Source organism: Nostoc sp. UHCC 0252 (genome assembly GCF_034931145.1).
Taxonomy (GTDB): Bacteria; Cyanobacteriota; Cyanobacteriia; order Cyanobacteriales; family Nostocaceae; genus Nostoc.
This window is the reverse complement of the sequence record NZ_JAYGHE010000005.1, coordinates 78959-97607: the sequence shown is the minus strand read 5'-3', so window position 1 is coordinate 97607 and position 18649 is coordinate 78959. Positions and strand designations below refer to the sequence as shown.

Sequence of the window (18649 nt, the reverse complement as noted above, 5' to 3'; positions counted from 1 at the left end):
GTCTTCAGACGACTTCAGCTTTCAGACTGGGGTTTCCAACCCCTGGCTGACTGACTGGCTGACTGGCTGGCTGGCTGACTGGCTGGGGTTTACAACCCCTGGCTGGCTGGATGACTGACAAACTTGCCTGGGTGACTAGCTGACAAACTCTTGACTGATTATTTTTTCACCAATCTGGGCAATCTAGTAAATGTAGTTAAACATTAATTATCCAAAAATATGTCTTTGTGGCAACTTTATTATCACATTGTTTGGGCAACAAAAGAACGTCACCCGCTAATTATGCCCCATAAAGAACCTGATTTTTATGATTACATGATTGGCAAATCAGATGCTCTCCGTTGTATAGTTCATGCAATAGGTGGTATGGAAGACCACATTCATTTAGTTGTATCTATTCCCCCGACACTCGCAATTGCAGAATTTGTGAAAAACATTAAAGGAAGTAGTTCTTACTATTTCAACCACAGCCTTACCGCTACATCAAATAAATTCGCTTGGCAAGAAGGATATGGTGTATTTTCTTTGGGGAGTAAGCAACTTGAGCAAGCTGTTAATTATGTCAAAAATCAAAAAAATCACCATTTACAAGGAACAACTAATTCTCATTTAGAAAAAGTCTAAATATTATAGTATCCTCGATGATTATTAAATTATATAAATGAAAATATCATAATTAATGAAACAAAAAAGATGAGTGATAATCTTTTGACTGCAAATCCTGTAAAAACAACATCTGCCGAAGTGCGATCGCATCTAATCCGCGCCATGCAACTAGACTTGGTGGGGCCAACCCCTGATGATGTTGAATATGCCGAGGAAATCCTCACCCAAGCTCCTTCTAAGTGGTATCTTACAGGTTTTTTAGTACCTTTTGGAGCGCCTGTTGAAGTGCGATCGGACGAAACAGCAGACGACACACTCGAACAACTTAGTAGCAGTGATACTAATGAAGATGCCAATGCTCCCGAAGCCTCCTCAGCCCGTAAAGCTCACTTTCCTTCTTCCATTGGCTTGAGCTTTCTTCTACCAGAAAATACCACAGAACTGAATATAACTGTGCAATGGGGTGACTACCAATTTCTTGAAAGCGAAACAGAATTAGATGATAGCGAGAATCCCCAGTCAGCCAAGCAAGAATTATGGCAACGCTCCCCTCATTGCATTAGTATGCCTATTTCCCTACTGGGAAATCAGCGAAAAATTCAGATTGAAGTTCCAGACAGCAACGGCTTAAAGTTATTTGTGTCAAATCGGGCTGTAGCTTCATCACCTCAACAAAAACTCCCTGTTGGTACGCGTTCAGTTTCAGTATTCTTAGTTAACTACCGCAGCAACAATCCCAACCAAAAGCACGACATCAGTTTTATTTTTCAAGCCTGCCTCACCATCCGCACAGCTGACGCTTTTGTATCCCGCCCTAACTTGCGGGGGCAAAACAGCCAAGACAGGGACGAAGCTGTGTCAAGCCTGCAATACCGCAACGATTGCGAATATGCTGTTGGACACAACGTTTCTGCTATTACTATCCTTAGCTCGAATCATATCTGTCAAGAAATTCGTACTAACTGGATGCCCACAGCAGAGGTGGCCAGAGTAGAACCAGCAGAAATTCCGGGGCTAGAACTAGGCATGGAAGCGTTGGCTAAGGCAAAAGACGCGGCAACAATCTCTCAGATGGTTTACCCAATGGTGACTGCATATACTGAATGGATTGCCCAACAGCAAGCCGCAGCCCCCACTGAACCGCACCAAGGAAAGATTGCTAGTGAATTATTAACCACAGCTAGCAGGATTAAGCAACGCATTGCCGCTGGATTACAAGCTTTAGACGATCCTCTGGTGTTAGAAGCTTTTCAAATTGCTAACCAAGCCCTAGCAACTGCTAGAAGACAACGCCTAACTCACGATAATCCAGACAAATCCCCTGAAGACTTTTCACCACCGAAGTGGCGACCTTTCCAGCTAGCTTTTCTGCTGTTGAACATCCTGAGCATTGCTCAACCAGAACATCCAGATCGGGAAATAGTAGATTTGCTGTTCTTTCCCACAGGTGGCGGCAAAACCGAAGCCTATTTAGGGTTAGCAGCGTTCACTCTCGTGCTGCGTCGTCTGCGCGATCCTAGTATCCACTCTGCTGGTGTCAGCGTTCTCATGCGCTACACTCTGCGCCTCCTGACCCTAGACCAATTGGAAAGAGCCGCAACCCTCGTCTGTGCCTTAGAACTAGAACGTCAGCAAAATCCGAGATTAGGTAAGCATCCCTTTGAGATTGGGTTGTGGGTTGGGCAGGGTGCCACACCCAATAAAATGGGTAAAAAAGGCGACAAAGATAATTCAGCTTGGGCGCGGACTCATGAATTTGATCGGCATTATCCTCATAAACCAAAGCCGATTCCCCTAGAAAGGTGTCCTTGGTGTGGCACGGAATTGAAAGCGCGATCGTTTCAACTTTTACCACTTGCCGATGCACCTACTGACCTGCGGGTAATCTGCGACAATCGGAAAAAACACGCAGATGGTAAACCTGCCTGTGTATTTAAAGGCAACAATCCCCTACCCATCGTTGCCGTAGATGAACAAATCTATCGACGGCTTCCTTGCTTCATAATTTCCACTGTTGATAAATTTGCGAATCTGCCTTGGGTTGGTCAAACTGGAGCGCTATTTGGCAAGGTAACTCATTTTGATGAAAAAGTAGGATTCACTGGCCCAGCTGATGCTAAAACCAAAGGTCGAGCCTTAGACAAAAATTTACCCCCACCAGATTTGATTATTCAAGACGAATTGCACTTGATTTCTGGGCCTCTGGGAACAATGGTGGGATTATACGAAACGGTTATCGATGTTCTGTGTAGTGTGACGCACAATGATAAAACTATCCGACCGAAGATTATTGCCTCCACTGCTACAGTCCGCCGTGCGGAGCGCCAAATTCAAGCTTTGTTTAGTCACAGCCAGGTAGATATTTTTCCGCCTCCTGGGCCCGATCGCCACGACTCCTTTTTTGCCGAAACCGTACCAATTACCAAAACACCGGGACGGCTTTATGTCGGAGTTGTAGCCCAAGGACGCAGCCTCAAGGTAGTTCTGTTACGAGCATACTTAGCCCTGTTGGGAGCAGCTAAACAAGCTTGGGAAGATGCCGGCGGAAAAACAAATCAGCATAATCCTGCTGACCCTTATATGACACTGCTAGGTTATTTTAATTCCCTGCGGGAATTGGGTGGTAGTCGCCGCCTAGTGGAAGATGAGGTAAACTCGCGCCTGAGTCATTATGGCGATCGCCGTCGCTATCAAGAACCGTTTAGCTTATTTTGCGATCGCAAAATTGATGATGAACCAGAAGAATTAACCTCTCGCATCAGCACCAACAAAGTTGCTAATACCAAACGTCGTCTAGCTTTACCTTTTCATGAGAAAGAAAGAGTTGATATTGCCCTAGCAACTAACATGATTTCCGTAGGGCTAGATATCACCCGCTTAGGGCTGATGGTAGTTTTAGGACAGCCGAAAACCACTGCTGAATACATCCAAGCCACTAGCCGCGTCGGTCGAGAAGCTGAAAAACCTGGTTTAGTCGTTACCTTACTCAACATTCACCGACCGCGCGATCGCTCTCACTACGAACGTTTTCAAATCTGGCATGATACTTTCTACCGCACAGTGGAAGCAAGTAGCGTTACTCCCTTCTCACCCCGCGCCATCGATCGGGGTTTGTCAGGTGTTACCGTTGCCCTTGCCAGATTAGGTAATGCAGAGATGACAGCGCCTCTAGGTGCTGCTCAAATTACCCAACATCGCCTGCTTTTAGATTTTGTGGTGGATGCGATCGTTAAACGTGCAGAAGGACATAGCCCTTTAAAAGCCGATGAAGCCGAAAGTCTGCGTCAAGAAATCCGGCGACAAGTTATAGATCGTTTAGATACATGGCAACATATTGCCGTGCAAGACCAACGCCTACAATATCAACGCAATGAAATAGAGATGGCAGCCCCTTTACTACTCGATGCCCTTGACCCCAAGGCGGACAAAGAAAGTAGCGATCGGCAAAAATTCAAAGCCCAACGCAGCTTGCGGGATGTCGAGCCAGTAGTGAAACTTTTTGTGCGTGACCCTGTTGGTTTAGAAATAGAGGAAGAGGTTTAATGAAGAAGTCAAATAATAAAATAAAACCACAAGCAGAAATCCGCCAAAGCCAGCTTTTATCAACCTTTGGCCCAGGAGCGATGGTAGATTTACCTAAATACTCGGTAGTAATTGGGGGATTGACCTACTGGAAAGGCGAAATGCAGCCCATTCGTGAAGACCGTTTGAAAGATAAAGTCTGCGAAATGCTGCAAGTTAAGAATATCGAACTATTTAGTCCACCACGAGAGACTTCAGACCCGAATATGCCTCTTACTGGTGTGGATGCATTTATTTTTCCTGCTTGGTTTGTAGCTCAAGTCGATCAAACCATTCGCTTCAACGGGAAAGATTACCGTACCCGTCCCCTAGCTAATTGGCGAACAGTTAAGGAGGGATCAAAATTTGAAGGACAGCGCGTGTCATACGTACCAGTCCGCTTTGTGCAAGCTTGTATAAATGGACATCTGAGCGATATAGACTGGTACGCCTTTGCCCATAATGATTTTAAAACCACCTGTCGGGGACAACTGTGGCTAGATGAAGGTGGCTCTGGCAATGACTTTGAAGAAATTTTTGTGCGCTGTGATGGCTGTAAAAAAGCCCGTCGTCCACTTTCCATAGCTAAAGCCAAAAATTCCAAAGTTTTCGGACAATGCCAAGGGCATCGTCCTTGGCTGGGTGCTAAAGCTCAGGAACCTTGTTGGGTCTGTGTCCCAGATAAATCAGGTAATATTGTCCAAACCAACGAACCAGAACATAACCGTCTTTTGGTACGTTCTGCTAGTAATGCTTATTTTGCTCAAACCCTCAGCGTGATTTCGATTCCAGATGCTGATGAGCAATTGAAACAAGTAGTAGATCGCTATTACTTAAAGGACTTGGAATATTGGGAAGACTTGGATGAGGTACAAAAAAATCTGAGAAGGAATCCTAAGTATGCTGATTTAACTAAATTTGGAGCAGAGTTGGTTTGGGCAGAAATTCAACGCCGTCAAAGTGGAAGAAGCAGCGATTCTAAAACCATCAAACAAGTAGAAATTGAAGCCTTACTTTCTTGTTCAGCAGAAATAGGTACTTCTAATGACGAGTTTTATGCTAGTAAACGCAAGTTAGATAATTTCAATCCCGCACTATTGCCATTTATAGAACAGGTAGTGTTGGTGCATCGTCTGCGAGAAGTGATTGCCCAAGTTGGCTTTACCCGTTTTGAGGCATCCATCCCTAATATTGAAGGAGAAATTGATGATTTAAGCATTAATGTGCGGCGTGCTGATTTGGATTTTGAACGTCAATGGGTGCCTGCGATTGAAAATAAAGGCGAAGGGGTGTTTATTGCCTTCAACAAACAAGCGATAAAAGATTGGCAGCAACGGAAGGCTGTTAAACAACAGGGGCAAAAATTAGAAAGGGGTTTCAATGTCTGGCGCGATCGCAAGGGCATTCCCCCTGAAAAAGCCATTTTCCCTGGACTTCCTTATATTATGCTCCATTCCCTATCACACCTCTTGATTACAGCAGTGTCTTTGGAGTGTGGTTATGCAGCTAGTTCAATTCGTGAACGCATCTATGCCAGTGATGCAGGTTATGGCATTCTTTTATATACTGGTTCTCCCGGTTCTGAGGGGACTTTAGGAGGACTTGTACAAGTAGGGAATCAACTTGAAGAACATTTGAATGTTGCCCTAGAGTTGGGAAAACTTTGTTCTAACGATCCAGTATGCGCTCAACATCAACCAGATAACGTACAAGAGGAAAGATTTTTACACGGATCTGCTTGTCACGGATGCCTACTGATCGCGGAAACTTCCTGCGAACGCCGCAATGAGTTTCTCGATAGAGCATTGGTTGTGGCTACTGTTGAAGGACTAGGAGCAGAATTCTTTCCAGATCAGGTACTTGTTTAATGGGTTTTCTCAACCTCAGTCGTCCAACCCTCGTTAATTTAGCAGCAGCTTTAGAAACTGGCAGACTTTCCCCGCCCTTTTCTATATCCAATGTAGCTAACTACATCCCTGCGGCTTTAAATCGAGACATAGTTGATGAACTCAACCGCCTTAATGTTATGGGCGTACATTCTCAGCATATTGCTTACACGCTGCGACTGCTGGCAGAAGAACGAAGTACATCTCAAGCTGTGAGCGATCGCATTGACTTGGTTTGGACTGGCCCAGAAATTGCTGGTTCTCAAAGCCGCGATACTAGTGTTGTTGTGCGCGAGTTGTTTAGCACTGCCAAAACAAGTGTTCTGATTTCTAGCTTTGCTATTGATAAAAGACAAAAAGGACGAGAATTATTTGGAGTTTTAGCGGAGGCAATGGAGACTAACCCAAAATTAAATGTGCGTATGTTTCTTAATGTTAACCGACCGCATAACAGCGAAGTGCCTACATCTGATTTGTTACGAGAATTTGCTACTACTTTTCGCCAAGATATTTGGCCAGGAAAAAGACTACCTGAAGTATTTCACGATCCGCGATCGCTGACGCTGGGTGTGGAATCAAAAGCTTGTTTACACGCCAAGTGTGTTGTTGTAGATAAGCAGCGTGTGCTTGTGACATCCGCTAATTTTACAGAAGCGGCTCACGAGCGCAATATCGAAGCTGGTGTATTACTTAATGACCCAGTAACGGCTATTGCTTTACAAATGCAATTTGAAAGCTTGGTTACAAGAAATATACTATGTCGGATTCCTGGAATCTGACTATTTTAAGCAAGATGTTATGACCTATTAGCTTTTTTAAGACAATCACAAATACTACTGCATCATTACATCAATAAAACAACTTCAACTCGGAACTCTAGCTTAGTGGATGAACTTTATTTAATGTTTAACCTAAAACTCTTATAAATGATTAACTTAACTACCTTTCATTCGTGTATTGCTCAATCTAATGCTCGTGGTTATGACCTGGATAACAAACAGAAGGAAGCTGTAGAGTATAGCGGAGGTTCTTTATGGCTGATAGCAGGGCCAGGTTCAGGGAAAAGTGAGGTATTGGTTACACGCACCTTAAAACTGCTTTGTGTAGATGGGGTTAAACCACGCTCAATTTTGTTAACCACCTTCACCCAAAAGGCAGCGCGTAACCTTGAAGACAGATTGGCTACTTACTTGGTAGCATTACAGAACGCTGATTCTAGTCTTCGAGACGTAGACTTAGCAGAGATAAGGATAGGGACATTGCATAGCCTATGTAATGACATCCTCCAAGAATACCGTTATCCGAAATATCAAAATGTTCGACTTCTCGATCAGGTAGAACAGGATCTATTTGTTTATCGTCATGCTTCAATTGCAGATCATCAAGATTTAAACTTCTGGACACAGTTTGCTCATGCTGTTCGTGATTGGAGAGACAAAAAATATCCTCCTAACAAGTGGAAGCGTGCTAAGGCAGCAGTCACACTTTTTAACCATATTGTAGAAGATTATGTTGATGTCCAAAAGATGATTTTGGCTGGTGAAAACTGGGCAACTCTTGCAGGTTTTTACCAGCAATATACTCAAGCATTGCGGGATAAATATCGTTGTGACTTTGCTCATCTTCAAGCTTGCTTTCTTGAATTCCTAACCTCTTCTGCTAGTAAACGATTTTTAGAGGGAGATGGTCAAAATCAGCTTCCACTGCTGCACATACTCGTTGATGAATACCAAGATACTAATCCAATCCAAGAGCAGATATATCTTGCCCTTGCTAACCAGACACCACACAGTATTACCGTAGTGGGGGATGATGATCAAGCTTTATACCGTTTCCGAGGTGGAAATGTATCTTGCATGGTTAATTTTGACAAAGCTTGCCTAGCAGCCTTCGGTGTATCTCCTAAACAAATTCAACTAGATAAAAACTACCGTTCTCACTCTAGTATCGTTAATTTTTTTAACGACTACATCACTTCTTTTCCAGAAATGAAAACTTCTGGGGTACGTGCGCCCGGTAAAAATCCAGTCAATGCAGCATCTTCCATTACTGGCTCATACCCTGCTGTTTCTTGGATAACTCAGAAAAACGCAGGTAATTTACCAGATGCTGTTGCCAGTTTAATCAAAAACCACTTAATAGGTGATGGAATCATATCTGATTTTAGCCAGTGTGTTTTGCTGATGCGTAGTGCTAAAGACTCAAAAAACAACGCCGGATTGTATCTTGCTGCATTTCAGAAACATAATATTCCCGTTTATAATCCTCGCTCAAAGTCATTTATGGAAAGCGAAGAAGTGCAGTGTTTACTTGCTGCTTTGGTACAGGTGATTGATAGAAAACACACTTTTAGTTACAAATACAAAGATCCAACTGGAAAACCTTTCTCATGGGTTGCAACGATTGATGAATGGTTTAAAACATTGGATATAGTTAGAAGTAAATCTAATGTTGTCACACAACAATTAGATGACTACTTAAAACGTAGTAATGAAGAACTGCCAAAGTTGTGTGCATTCAACAATCAAAGTGTTTTTCTAAACCTGAATCTTCTAGAAATTATCTATCGAATTCTCGCCCTAGAACCATTTCAAACATGGCAACAAGAACCTGTAAGAAATTTACGTCTTTCTAAGGTTAGTCGTCTTTTTGATGGATATCACAGTTTTAAATTAGATGGTTTGCGCTCAAACTCAGATGGAACTGATCTTGATCCAGGTTTTCTGCATCGTTTTTACAGCATGTTTATAAGCTACCTGATAGACGCTGGGATTGATGATGACGAAGATGAAGAAGTAATTGTACCCCAAGGGTATCTACCAGTAATGACTATTCACCAAGCTAAAGGTTTAGAGTTTCCTTTTGTCTTAGTTGGACAACTGGGTAAAAGAGGAGAGGTTGGAGCCGCACAAATTCTGGAGCGAGATTTAGAACCATTTAGGCAGGATATTTATCCTAGAAATACACGAACTCCAGAATTACTGGCGGTTGAAGATGATATCCGTTTACTATATGTAGCTTACTCACGCGCACAGCATGGTCTAATTTTAGTTGGCACACAAGATCATATTAAAAATCATGTAGCTGCACCTGGACGTAACTACACTAATTTTCGACAAAATACACTCGTAATTTGAATAAATTATTTATGACAAAACCATTTAAAGGGATTTCTGTACCTCTATCTAATAATACTGTGGTGAAACGCCGATACAGTGTTACTCAAGATGTCGTTTCTTTTCGGCGCTGCGCCCGTCAGTATGGTGCTTTTAATGTTCACAAATATGCACCTGCCCAGCAAACTCAAACTTACTTCGGTACTATAATTCACCAAGTTTTAGATCGCTGTCATGCCCATTATCATGGAATAGTTGATCCGTCAAACAAAGGCTTGCTTCCTGATAATGGACTTACTCTTAGTGAAGAAGAGATTCGTGACTATTTTAATGAAGTTAAAGGCGCACAGAAGACTGGGGAAGCAGTACCATCACCTCCAAGCGATATTATCAGGTATTTTATTCAGGTTGAGAATGGTTTGAATAGCAAAGGAATTCTGGCTATTAGATCGGATACGCGAGTTCAAGCTGTAAAGATTCTCCAATATTTCAATGCTCTCGAAGGCCCGACACTTTATCCACGCGTTAAAGACACAGAACATAGATTGCAGGCAGATCAGACTAATCATGTTCTTCATGGAGTTGTGGATCTGCTTGTAGATATAAGTGATGAAAACTTAGACCCTGCAAACTGTGAGATGTGGGACTACAAAGGTAGTAGTCGCGTTGGTTTAAAGCCTAAAGACTTAGAGACGTATGAATTCCAAATGCGAGTTTATGCCTATCTCTACCAACGCAAGCACGGCGTTTTGCCACGAAAAGCGGTTTTGTATTTCCTTAACGAACTTGACGGATCTACCTGCCCATCTAAACGTCCCGTTAATGCTCTTGTGGAAGTCAGTATTGAGCCTAGCGAAATTCAAGTGGCGATAAATGAGTTTACTAAGACGGTAAATCAGATTGAACAATCACGTTGTACTAACAAATGGGAGGCTCCCGCTCCGGGCGATATTAGTGAACAAGATTGTAAAAGCTGTGATTTACGTTGGTATTGCAAAACTCCTAATGGTGGCAAGGGGGTAAAACCTATATATCCATAGCTGAACTAATAAGAATTTAGCAAGAAAAGGTGCAACTTGTTTGTTACCAATGGTTCAAGGATAGGGAGTAGGATAGCAGTTTATTTAGTTGATATTTTAGGCAATTGATGATAGTGCAATAGTAAAAAAATATTGATATAGGAACCATATCAGAATGTAATAAGCAATGATGTATCAGCTTTTTCAAGGCAATCCAAATATTATCTCATCATTTAAAGTATCTGATTTTTTAAGTAAATACCCGGTTATAGAACTTGTAACAAAAGAGCAAAAATAGCCTATGAACATTACTACTATCCTTGACCAAATTGACATGGGCAGTATTGCCCTACCAGAATTCCAACGGGGTTACGTTTGGAATCGCGATCAAGTGCGCGGTTTAATGAATTCACTATATCGCAGGCATCCCATCGGTAGCTTATTAGTGTGGGAAACTAAAACTGAACAAGCAATTGACCATGCTCGTGGCGATGGGAAGCTTTCTACGGGTTCAGTTAAACTGCTACTAGATGGGCAACAGCGCATCACCTCCTTCTATGGGATCGTGCGGGGCAAACCGCCTCAGTTTTTTGATGGCAATGTGGAAGCTTTCACTGGTTTGCATTTTCACTTGGAGGAAGAAATATTTGAATTTTACGCTCCCCTGAAAATGAAGGAGAACCCTTTGTGGGTGAATGTCACTGAATTGATGCAACAAGGTGTAGGAATTTTTATTCAGCGGTTACTAAAAGTTTCAGAACTGGCTCCTAAATTGACCACTTACATTAATAGTTTGAATAAGCTTGAAGGCATTAAAAATATCAATTTGCATATTGAAGAAGTCAGTGGTGAAGATAAAACAGTTGATGTAGTTGTGGAAATTTTCAACACTGTCAACAGTGGAGGAACCAAGCTATCTAAAGGTGATTTAGCACTAGCAAAAATTTGCGCTCAATGGCCTGATGCTCGCAACGAACTCAAAGCACGCCTCACAAAATGGAAAAAAGCAGGGTTTGAGTTTCGTTTGGAGTGGTTGCTCCGGTGCATCAATGCAGTTATCACCGGAGAGGCAATGTTTTCCGCACTCAAAGATGTCAAGACTGTGACATTTCAGGACGGGCTATACAAGGCAGAAAAAGCTATTGATACGCTGCTCAACCTGATTTCTGGTCGGCTTGGACTCGACCACAATCGCGTACTGGGCGGCATTTACGCCTTTCCTGTCATGGTGCGCTACCTTGTTGGGCGTGGCGGACATCTTAGAGATCACAAAGAACGCGACAAGTTATTGTACTGGTATGTACATACTTTACTGTGGGGACGGTACGCAGGTTCAACTGAGAGTGTTTTAACCCAAGATTTACACGTATTGGAATCTGAAGATAACCCGCTAGACCAACTCATCGCCAACCTACGACAAAATCGCGGGGACTTGGAAATCAAAGCTATTGACTTTCAAGGCTGGGGTATGGGAGCAAGGTTTTACCCCTTACTTTATATGCTTACCCGCGTGCATCAAGCACAAGATTGGGATAGTGGCATTGAACTATCCAAACATCTTCTAGGTAAGCATAGCTGCTTGCAAGTTCATCATATTTTCCCCAAGTCGCTACTTTATAAAGGCGGATACCCAAAATCCGAAGTTAATGCGATCGCTAACCTCACTTTTCTAACCCAAGAAACCAACCTCAAAGTCTCAAACCGACATCCTTCAGAGTATTTCGAGGCATTCGAGCAAATCCAACCCGATGCGATTGCAACGCACTGGATACCGATGGAACGCAGTTTGTGGCAAATTGAAAACTACCATTATTTCTTAGCCGCACGTCGCGATCTTCTAGCTCAAGCTGCCAATAGCTTTTTGAATAGTCTATTAGCTGGGGATATTCCAGAACCAAAAGTGACAGATTCAATCTTAGAGCAAGAAGTCGTTGAAATCTCCACTGCGGTTGTACCACTGACTGACGAAAAAGTTCTAGAAGAATGTAATGCATGGGTACAGAAGCAGGGATTGCCGATTGGTGAATTGATGTACGAAATTACTGATTCCACAGGAATAGTGAGTGCAGTACTTGATTTAGCGTGGCCCAATGGCTTGCAGTCAGGGAAAAGTCAACCAATTGCCCTGCTAATTGATGCAGATAAGGAAATAGAATCAGCTGCAAATCGTCTTGGTTATCGCTATTTTACGGACATAGACACATTCAAAAGCTATGTTATCCAAGAGGTTTTAGCTATTGATTTTCCGACAGTGGACGATTATAAGCAAGCTTTTGTAGCCATCAGGAGCCAACTGACGGATAGCCATAAACTTATGCTCAAAGCTCACTATTATGCACTTGGACAAACTATCACTGCAACTGGGTTATCACAGGCAGCTGAATATGAGCATTTTGGTGGTGCAAATCTCCAATACGCCAGAATAGCAGAACTGCTTGCAAATTACTTAAACTATTTGCCACCTGAACGTGACGACAATGGTAAACCGTTCTGGTCACTAATGTTGGCTTCTGGTTATTGGAAAACTCTGGAAGATACCGAAACTACTACTCAACGAGAATGGCACTGGCAATTACGTCCGCAGGTTAGTCAAGCTTTAGAGGATTTAGGTTGGGTATAAACCAGATATAAATCCTTCAGCGATCGCAGAAATTATCTAATCTTCTGAAAATATCAGTAACTAGGTTAATATCGGTGAACGAATACCAACAAAGTAACGAATTAAAAAAGATTTTTGTCATTATCAGAAAATTCCAAAGGTAAATATGATTAAACGCTTAAAAGGATTCTTTTTGACTGCAATTATGACTGCTTCCTTGATTGGAGCAACTGCTACTCATGCAAAAGCAGATACTTACCGTGCTGGAGAATTTACCATTACTTTGGATGATGGGGAAAATGGCAAAACCTACAGAGGTTGTGATGTTCAGGGTAAATGTATCGACTTAGACTACGGAACATCCTGGCGTGATAACGGCTATCGAGGTATTACTTGGGAAAATGGCGATTATACTTATTCAGTTTCCTGGCGTGAAAATGCCAATGAAGGAATGTATTTGAATATTTATAACAAAGATAAGCAGATATTACGCCGTCAACTAGTAGCAATCACAGAAAATGTAGCGACTCTGAAGTGGGCAACTTCTTGTGATGTAGTGAATATTAAATCTGGGCAACTGGCACTTCGTGATAGTCCGAATGGACAATCTAGGGCAGGTCTTAATAATGGTAATAATGTTTTATTGAAGGAACAAGAAGGTATATGGGCTTATGTAAGTGTAATTCAAGGGCCCAATACTAGAGTTAATGGTTTGTCAGGATGGGTTAATTCAAATTATCTACATTGCACCAAAGAACCAATTGATTAGCCAACATTACCCTCTATTCATAAATGATTGCTCTCCAGTTTTTAAATTGGTGGGTGTAGTGGAAGTGAATTTTCACTTAAAAATGATTTTAAAAGCAATATCTCTCGCTGACTGCTTCAACACTTGCAGATAAGCAACAGCATCATCACGTCGGCGGAATCTTTTCACAACAATATTTTCTTGATTGGGAATATCACGGACAATACACCACGGTTTTAATTGCTCAGAATAAGTCATATTCTACCCCTTAAAAATGCTGTAAAATAACCATGCTATGTAGTTTTAAATCGCCAAATTTTACCTTAAACGAGGAGGTATACTCAAAGACAGGTCAAATTGATATTGACAATTAGACTTATGTGTGTATTAGATTTATTGGACAGATATATAGCGTTCCGACTGGAATTTTGAAAGTATACTGAGTCTGAAAACCTTGCAGGGCAAAGCTTTTGTTTTAAAAACCTTTCAGTAATCAAACCGGATTGCTATATGTAGAAGAGAAATGTTATTCATATCAAGGCGAATGAGTCAGACATAGCAATTGCCAAAGTTGTTCGGGAACTTCTTCAAAATGTTCCAGTAAAAAGTCCATGAATGCCAAATGCCGTAAATCATTAGGCTGAGGATAGCGTCTAAATTTACCTTGCTTAAACCAACCTCTGACCGTAGAATCGGAACGACAGCATATTAAGGCAATTTGTTCATAACTCACATCCCATTTGGCATAAAATTCTTCTGGTTTCATACCAAATTCCCAGTGACTGTAGAGTGAAATTAGATGAATTTCTCTTGCCCCTAAAATCCGGGGATTAGACATTAATGCACCTCAAATATGTAAATATTAAAACTCATTTTTTACATCAGGTATTTGTTAGTCACAGAGTTTATAGACACACCAATAAAACCCAATTAAGCGGGTTTTAAACTCTTGATTCACTCTAAATCTGCGTAAGCAGATATAGTTAAAATAGTTCCGTTATTTATAATGGCTAGAATACCGATTCAGGAATAGCCAGAAATAGTGGATAGGGTGTAATACGCTTGGGTTAAGCCTTTTTTCTCCCCCTGCTCAAGAACAGCCCGCCCCAACAGATAAATGTCCTTAACTAAACGGTATTGAGATAGGGCGGGGATAGTGCTTCGGATCAAAAACGAAACGCCCTCTAACCACATTTTGCACGAGCTATACTGTGAGGAGGGCAGTTGAGTTTTTGACAAATCTTCTCAGAATAGCTTTACTGCGAATCCAACTTCAGTCGTACTCGGCAAGTTGGGATAGTTCACCAGCTATTTGATGTTTTAATATCTAGAACAACTGGAATAGGACTGAGAAACTTTTGGGCAGCAGCAACCATACAATTGTGTAATATATTGCTAACTTGCTCAACTTCAGTCTCTGGACATTCCAGTACAATTTCATCATGTCTTACACAGATGAGTTTTGTTCTGAATTTAGCTAATGGAATTGAAAGTTTTACCATAGCTAATTTGTTGATATCGGCATTTAAACCTTGTACTGGATGGTTAAATAGCTCTGATAGTCGGGGCTTGTTTACCCATCTCCGTCGTCTGTTTGCTAGTGTACGACTTTCCTTAATGCCTTGGATGTATTTACGTTTGATGTTTTCATGCCACCTAGCTATTCCAGGATAAGCTTCAAAGAATCGTTGACTGAAAGCTTTTGCTTGTTCTAATGTCATTGCCACCCCATATTTTACTTGGGCGTAAATTTGGAGTTTGGCAGCGCCCATACCGAAAATCAATCCAAAGTTTATTGCTTTTGCTAGTCTGCGGTCTTCTTCAGTTACTTCATTGATATGTTTTCCAGTTACTAGAGATGCTGTTAATCGATGTAAGTCAGCCCCCTGACGATAGACTTGGCACATCTTTGTATCACCACTAAGCCGAGCCATAATTCGTAGTTCTATTTGGGAGTAATCGGCTTTGATAATTTTATAGCCAGGGGCAGCAATGAAGCAGCTACGAGCTGTTTGATCGCGGGGAATATTTTGTAGAGGTGGTTTGCGGCAAGAAAATCTACCGGATTTTGCCCCTAATTGATAATAGTTGGGATGAATTCTCCCAGTTTTGGGGTGGATATGCTGGGGTAGTTTCTCGGTAAAAGTGCCGATAATTTTGGATAGACGGCGGTAATCTAGCAATGCTTGAATTATGGGATACTGTGCAGCTAAAGAAACCAATTTACTTTGATTAGTTGAGTTGATTTTGATCCCAATAGCTTGTAAAGCAGCCAAAACTTGCTGAGGTGAATTCGGGTTTACTGCATCTGTCAGTTCTGGCAGCAATGACATCTGAGAGCTAGCAATACGGAGTTGCTTGAGTTGGTTTAAAGTATCTGTTTTTTCAGCTTCTAGTTTTGCACCCAGTATCTGCCATCGAGACAAGTCAAATAGCATCCCGTTAAGTTCCATTTGAGCTACAACAGGCATACACTGAAATTCCAGTCGGGCAATTTTGAGTAACTTTGCCTGCTTTAACTTCTTGAGGAGAATTGGGTAAAGGTCAAGTAATATGGCAGCATCTACGGCAGCATAGTGCAATTGAACCTTGGTAAGAGGTTTACACCAATCACTGATTTGTTGAGTTTTATCTAGTTGAAGGTGTAGTAGCTTTTTAACTATATTTTGTAAGGATGAGCTTGTTTTTAATCCTGCGGTTAGAACTTTATAAGCAAGTTGGGTATCAAAGAATTGACCAGAGGGTTGAAGTCCTGCGAGGGTGAGAAATTGCCAGTCGAACTTGGCATTATGAGCAATTTTGACAGCAGAGTTACAAAGCAGTTTTTTGAGCAGTTGGCGATCGCTTTTGGGAATAGCTGGTAAATCAATTAGCAGTACCGGATGCTTTGGTGCAGCTATTTGAATCAGTCTAATAGAATCAGTTAGAGGGTCAAGTCCTGTTGTTTCACAATCTATGGCTAAAACTTCTGCCTGAAACAGAGGGTGGAGAGCAGAATTAAGAGTTGAAACATTGGAAACGATAGTATATTCTGGAGTATAAATACTGGGATTATTTGTATTTATTAAGCTTGTATTCATAATGAATTTAATTTTAATTTCTCACCGAGAAGCGATAGCTTGTATATCTAGCAACTTCAAAATATTTAGTTTTTTACAAAGATTTGAAAACCTATTAAAGAGAGGTAATACTATAGCGGTGTGCAGTTGAGGGAGATACAAAAACTTTGCTGGAAAGATTATACAACAAGTACTTTTGTCTTCTCATCCGAGCGATAACCGCCATATCGATATTCCTCTCTTTCTATGATTAACTGACTTTACGCTTACCTGTTTTTACAATGTTAGAATGCTGAATATTCTCTCGAACAGATGTAAAAGCAGTAGGAGCCAATTCTCTAATAATGGGTGTGACAATTTCTGGTGCCAGTTCTAAACGATGCTTAATCTGTGCTTGCAACCAGGCTAAAGGAACACTTTTACTGTTGACTTTTTGTTGGATAATTAAGTCAGGATTGGATGTTGAAGCTTTTTTTATGGCAGTGGCAATTTTTCTAGCTGTTCGTAAATCAATTTTGTTTACATCAATGCTAATAAAGTTGTCTGGTTGAGGTTCTGGTTTTGATGTAATATGGTTAGTTGATTGATTTTGATTTTTCAACTTGAGAGATTTCTTAATATCAATAGATTCCAGGTGTAATTTTTCAGATGTTGTGTTTTCGATGTTGACTGTAAATTTCTGCCACAGATGGACTATTCCCACAACGAAATCAACGACCATTACAATGGTATATAAGGCTGTAATTCCAATGATGAAATGAGTTAAAACTTCTTGAATTTGTTGAGTATTCATGATGACTAACTTGAAATTTTATGTTCATAATTCAAGAAGCGATCGCTTCCATTTAACAGAAAAATCCTCAGATGAAAATTTGAATAGACTGAGGATTTTTTTAAAATTCAGAACAAGCTAATTTGCACAGTTGAATTTGATGAAGGTTTAGGAGTTGGAGTGCTTTGGGTCGAGTCTAAGTTAGTCTTGGCAGTGACATGACGCTTACCCCATCCTTCTTGTGCTGCGTGTTTAACTATGCTGCGTCGAATTGACCTGCTAAGATAGTTGAATTCATTTTTTACCTGATTAAAATGAATGATGCGATTATTGCTGGCATTGCTCGTATCACCATCACCTAGAAATTCATAAAAACTCTTGCAACCCTTTGGTAATTTATCGTATTTGGTTAAAACTTCATTACCTACCCAAAGATAAAGATCAGCGTAATCCCTATGCAGAGGTGCTTCGTAAGTTGCAGGCATCATGTAGGTAAGAACTTCTGTGGCTGTGCTGGAAACACCAACCTGATCCTGTTCGTATTCAGTGAAGATAAGTTCTAATCGCTCCTGAATACAAGCAAACTTCAGCCATTGGGGAATCGTATCACTCCAAGGACTGCGATGAATTACCAATGGCCCTGCAAGGTAGCGAACATGGTGTAGGGAAAATTCAGCTATTTCCAAAAGACTTGCTAATAATTCTTTTGGTGTATTTAAACTTGCCAGAATTTGCAGCATTTTTCGGGTATTGTCTGGCAGGTTGGTACTATTACCATCACTGATTTCTGCCATTAATTCTGGTGAAATCAAATTCATTTGCTCCATTTTTCATCTCGATATGAGCGCATCACCAAAAATAGCCAATCGGCTAAAAAATTAATGTCCAATAGGTGAATGCTGATACTAGATAAATCTTTTTATGCTGGCATTGATACAGCTTTTTTAGGTAATGCCAATGAATAACGAACCTACAATTACCCAAAATCTTGATACTGACGACAGTAGTAATTATCAGTCTGGCAGTGGCTATCAATCTGAAGGTTACGGTGTTGAGCAATCAAGTTCTGGAGATAGTAGTAATCCCTTGCAAGCAGACCAATTTAGGGATGGTTATCAAGAGAATATCTTTGAAATCAATCTTGGGGATACACCTTACACTGAATCGGCTGCTAATCCCAATCCTCAATTACCAGGATATGGCTCTGGTTCAGGTTACAAGTCTAAGAAAAGTCAACAGTCAGCATCGCCAGAGCTAGAGTTATAAGTCATATTTCTACTGAT

At 41.2% G+C, this 18649-nt stretch carries 14 protein-coding genes; 9 read left to right on the top strand and 5 right to left on the bottom strand.

Annotation, left to right across the window (positions count from 1 at the left end):
* Positions 1-219 precede the first annotated feature (219 nt).
* The 8 genes from tnpA to VB732_RS04915 all read left to right on the top strand — a co-directional run bounded on the left by tnpA (position 220) and on the right by VB732_RS04915 (position 13556).
* A complete protein-coding gene (gene tnpA, locus VB732_RS04950) occupies positions 220-624 on the top strand; it encodes an IS200/IS605 family transposase (RefSeq protein WP_323229728.1) in 405 nt (134 codons plus the stop codon).
* 69 nt (positions 625-693) lie between these two features.
* Positions 694-4149, top strand: coding sequence for a DISARM system helicase DrmA (gene drmA, locus VB732_RS04945; RefSeq protein WP_323229726.1), 3456 nt, complete (start codon positions 694-696; stop codon positions 4147-4149).
* Positions 4149-6035 (top strand): DUF1998 domain-containing protein, encoded by a 1887-nt coding sequence (locus VB732_RS04940; RefSeq protein ID WP_323229725.1) that lies wholly within the window; start codon positions 4149-4151, stop codon positions 6033-6035. The genes drmA and VB732_RS04940 overlap by 1 nt, the downstream gene beginning before the upstream one ends.
* Entirely contained in the window at positions 6035-6832 is a 798-nt protein-coding gene (gene drmC, locus VB732_RS04935) for a DISARM system phospholipase D-like protein DrmC (RefSeq protein ID WP_323229724.1), read from the top strand. The genes VB732_RS04940 and drmC overlap by 1 nt, the downstream gene beginning before the upstream one ends.
* A gap of 147 nt (positions 6833-6979) precedes the next feature.
* Positions 6980-9190: an ATP-dependent helicase gene (locus VB732_RS04930; RefSeq protein WP_323229723.1), complete on the top strand. Its 2211-nt coding sequence runs from the start codon at positions 6980-6982 to the stop codon at positions 9188-9190.
* Between the two features lie 11 nt (positions 9191-9201).
* Positions 9202-10209, top strand: a complete 1008-nt coding sequence (locus VB732_RS04925) for a PD-(D/E)XK nuclease family protein (RefSeq protein ID WP_094353457.1) — start codon at positions 9202-9204, stop codon at positions 10207-10209.
* A 280-nt stretch (positions 10210-10489) separates the two neighbouring features.
* Positions 10490-12808 (top strand): GmrSD restriction endonuclease domain-containing protein, encoded by a 2319-nt coding sequence (locus VB732_RS04920; protein WP_323229722.1) that lies wholly within the window; start codon positions 10490-10492, stop codon positions 12806-12808.
* A 145-nt stretch (positions 12809-12953) separates the two neighbouring features.
* Positions 12954-13556, top strand: coding sequence for a hypothetical protein (locus VB732_RS04915; RefSeq protein WP_323229721.1), 603 nt, complete (start codon positions 12954-12956; stop codon positions 13554-13556).
* A 72-nt stretch (positions 13557-13628) separates the two neighbouring features.
* Here the strand turns inward: VB732_RS04915 and VB732_RS04910 are convergent, their stop codons facing one another.
* The 5 genes from VB732_RS04910 to VB732_RS04890 all read right to left on the bottom strand — a co-directional run bounded on the left by VB732_RS04910 (position 13629) and on the right by VB732_RS04890 (position 18193).
* The gene (locus VB732_RS04910; RefSeq protein WP_323229720.1) at positions 13629-13793 is read right to left on the bottom strand and encodes a hypothetical protein; all 165 of its coding nucleotides are present in this window, start codon (positions 13791-13793) and stop codon (positions 13629-13631) included.
* A 277-nt stretch (positions 13794-14070) separates the two neighbouring features.
* On the bottom strand, positions 14071-14373 hold the full coding sequence (locus tag VB732_RS04905) for a hypothetical protein (RefSeq protein WP_069069453.1): 303 nt from the start codon (positions 14371-14373) through the stop codon (positions 14071-14073).
* Between the two features lie 463 nt (positions 14374-14836).
* Positions 14837-16615, bottom strand: coding sequence for a bifunctional 3'-5' exonuclease/DNA polymerase (locus tag VB732_RS04900; RefSeq protein ID WP_323229719.1), 1779 nt, complete (start codon positions 16613-16615; stop codon positions 14837-14839).
* Positions 16616-16844: 229 nt separating this feature from the next.
* Positions 16845-17387: a hypothetical protein gene (locus tag VB732_RS04895; RefSeq protein ID WP_323229718.1), complete on the bottom strand. Its 543-nt coding sequence runs from the start codon at positions 17385-17387 to the stop codon at positions 16845-16847.
* A 107-nt stretch (positions 17388-17494) separates the two neighbouring features.
* Entirely contained in the window at positions 17495-18193 is a 699-nt protein-coding gene (locus tag VB732_RS04890; protein WP_323229717.1) for a hypothetical protein, read from the bottom strand.
* Positions 18194-18323: 130 nt separating this feature from the next.
* Here VB732_RS04890 and VB732_RS04885 point away from each other — a divergent pair, with 130 nt between their 5' ends.
* Positions 18324-18632 carry a hypothetical protein gene (locus VB732_RS04885; protein WP_323229716.1) on the top strand — a complete coding sequence of 103 codons (309 nt, stop codon included), beginning with the start codon at positions 18324-18326 and terminating at the stop codon, positions 18630-18632.
* The last annotated feature ends 17 nt before the right edge of the window (positions 18633-18649 follow it).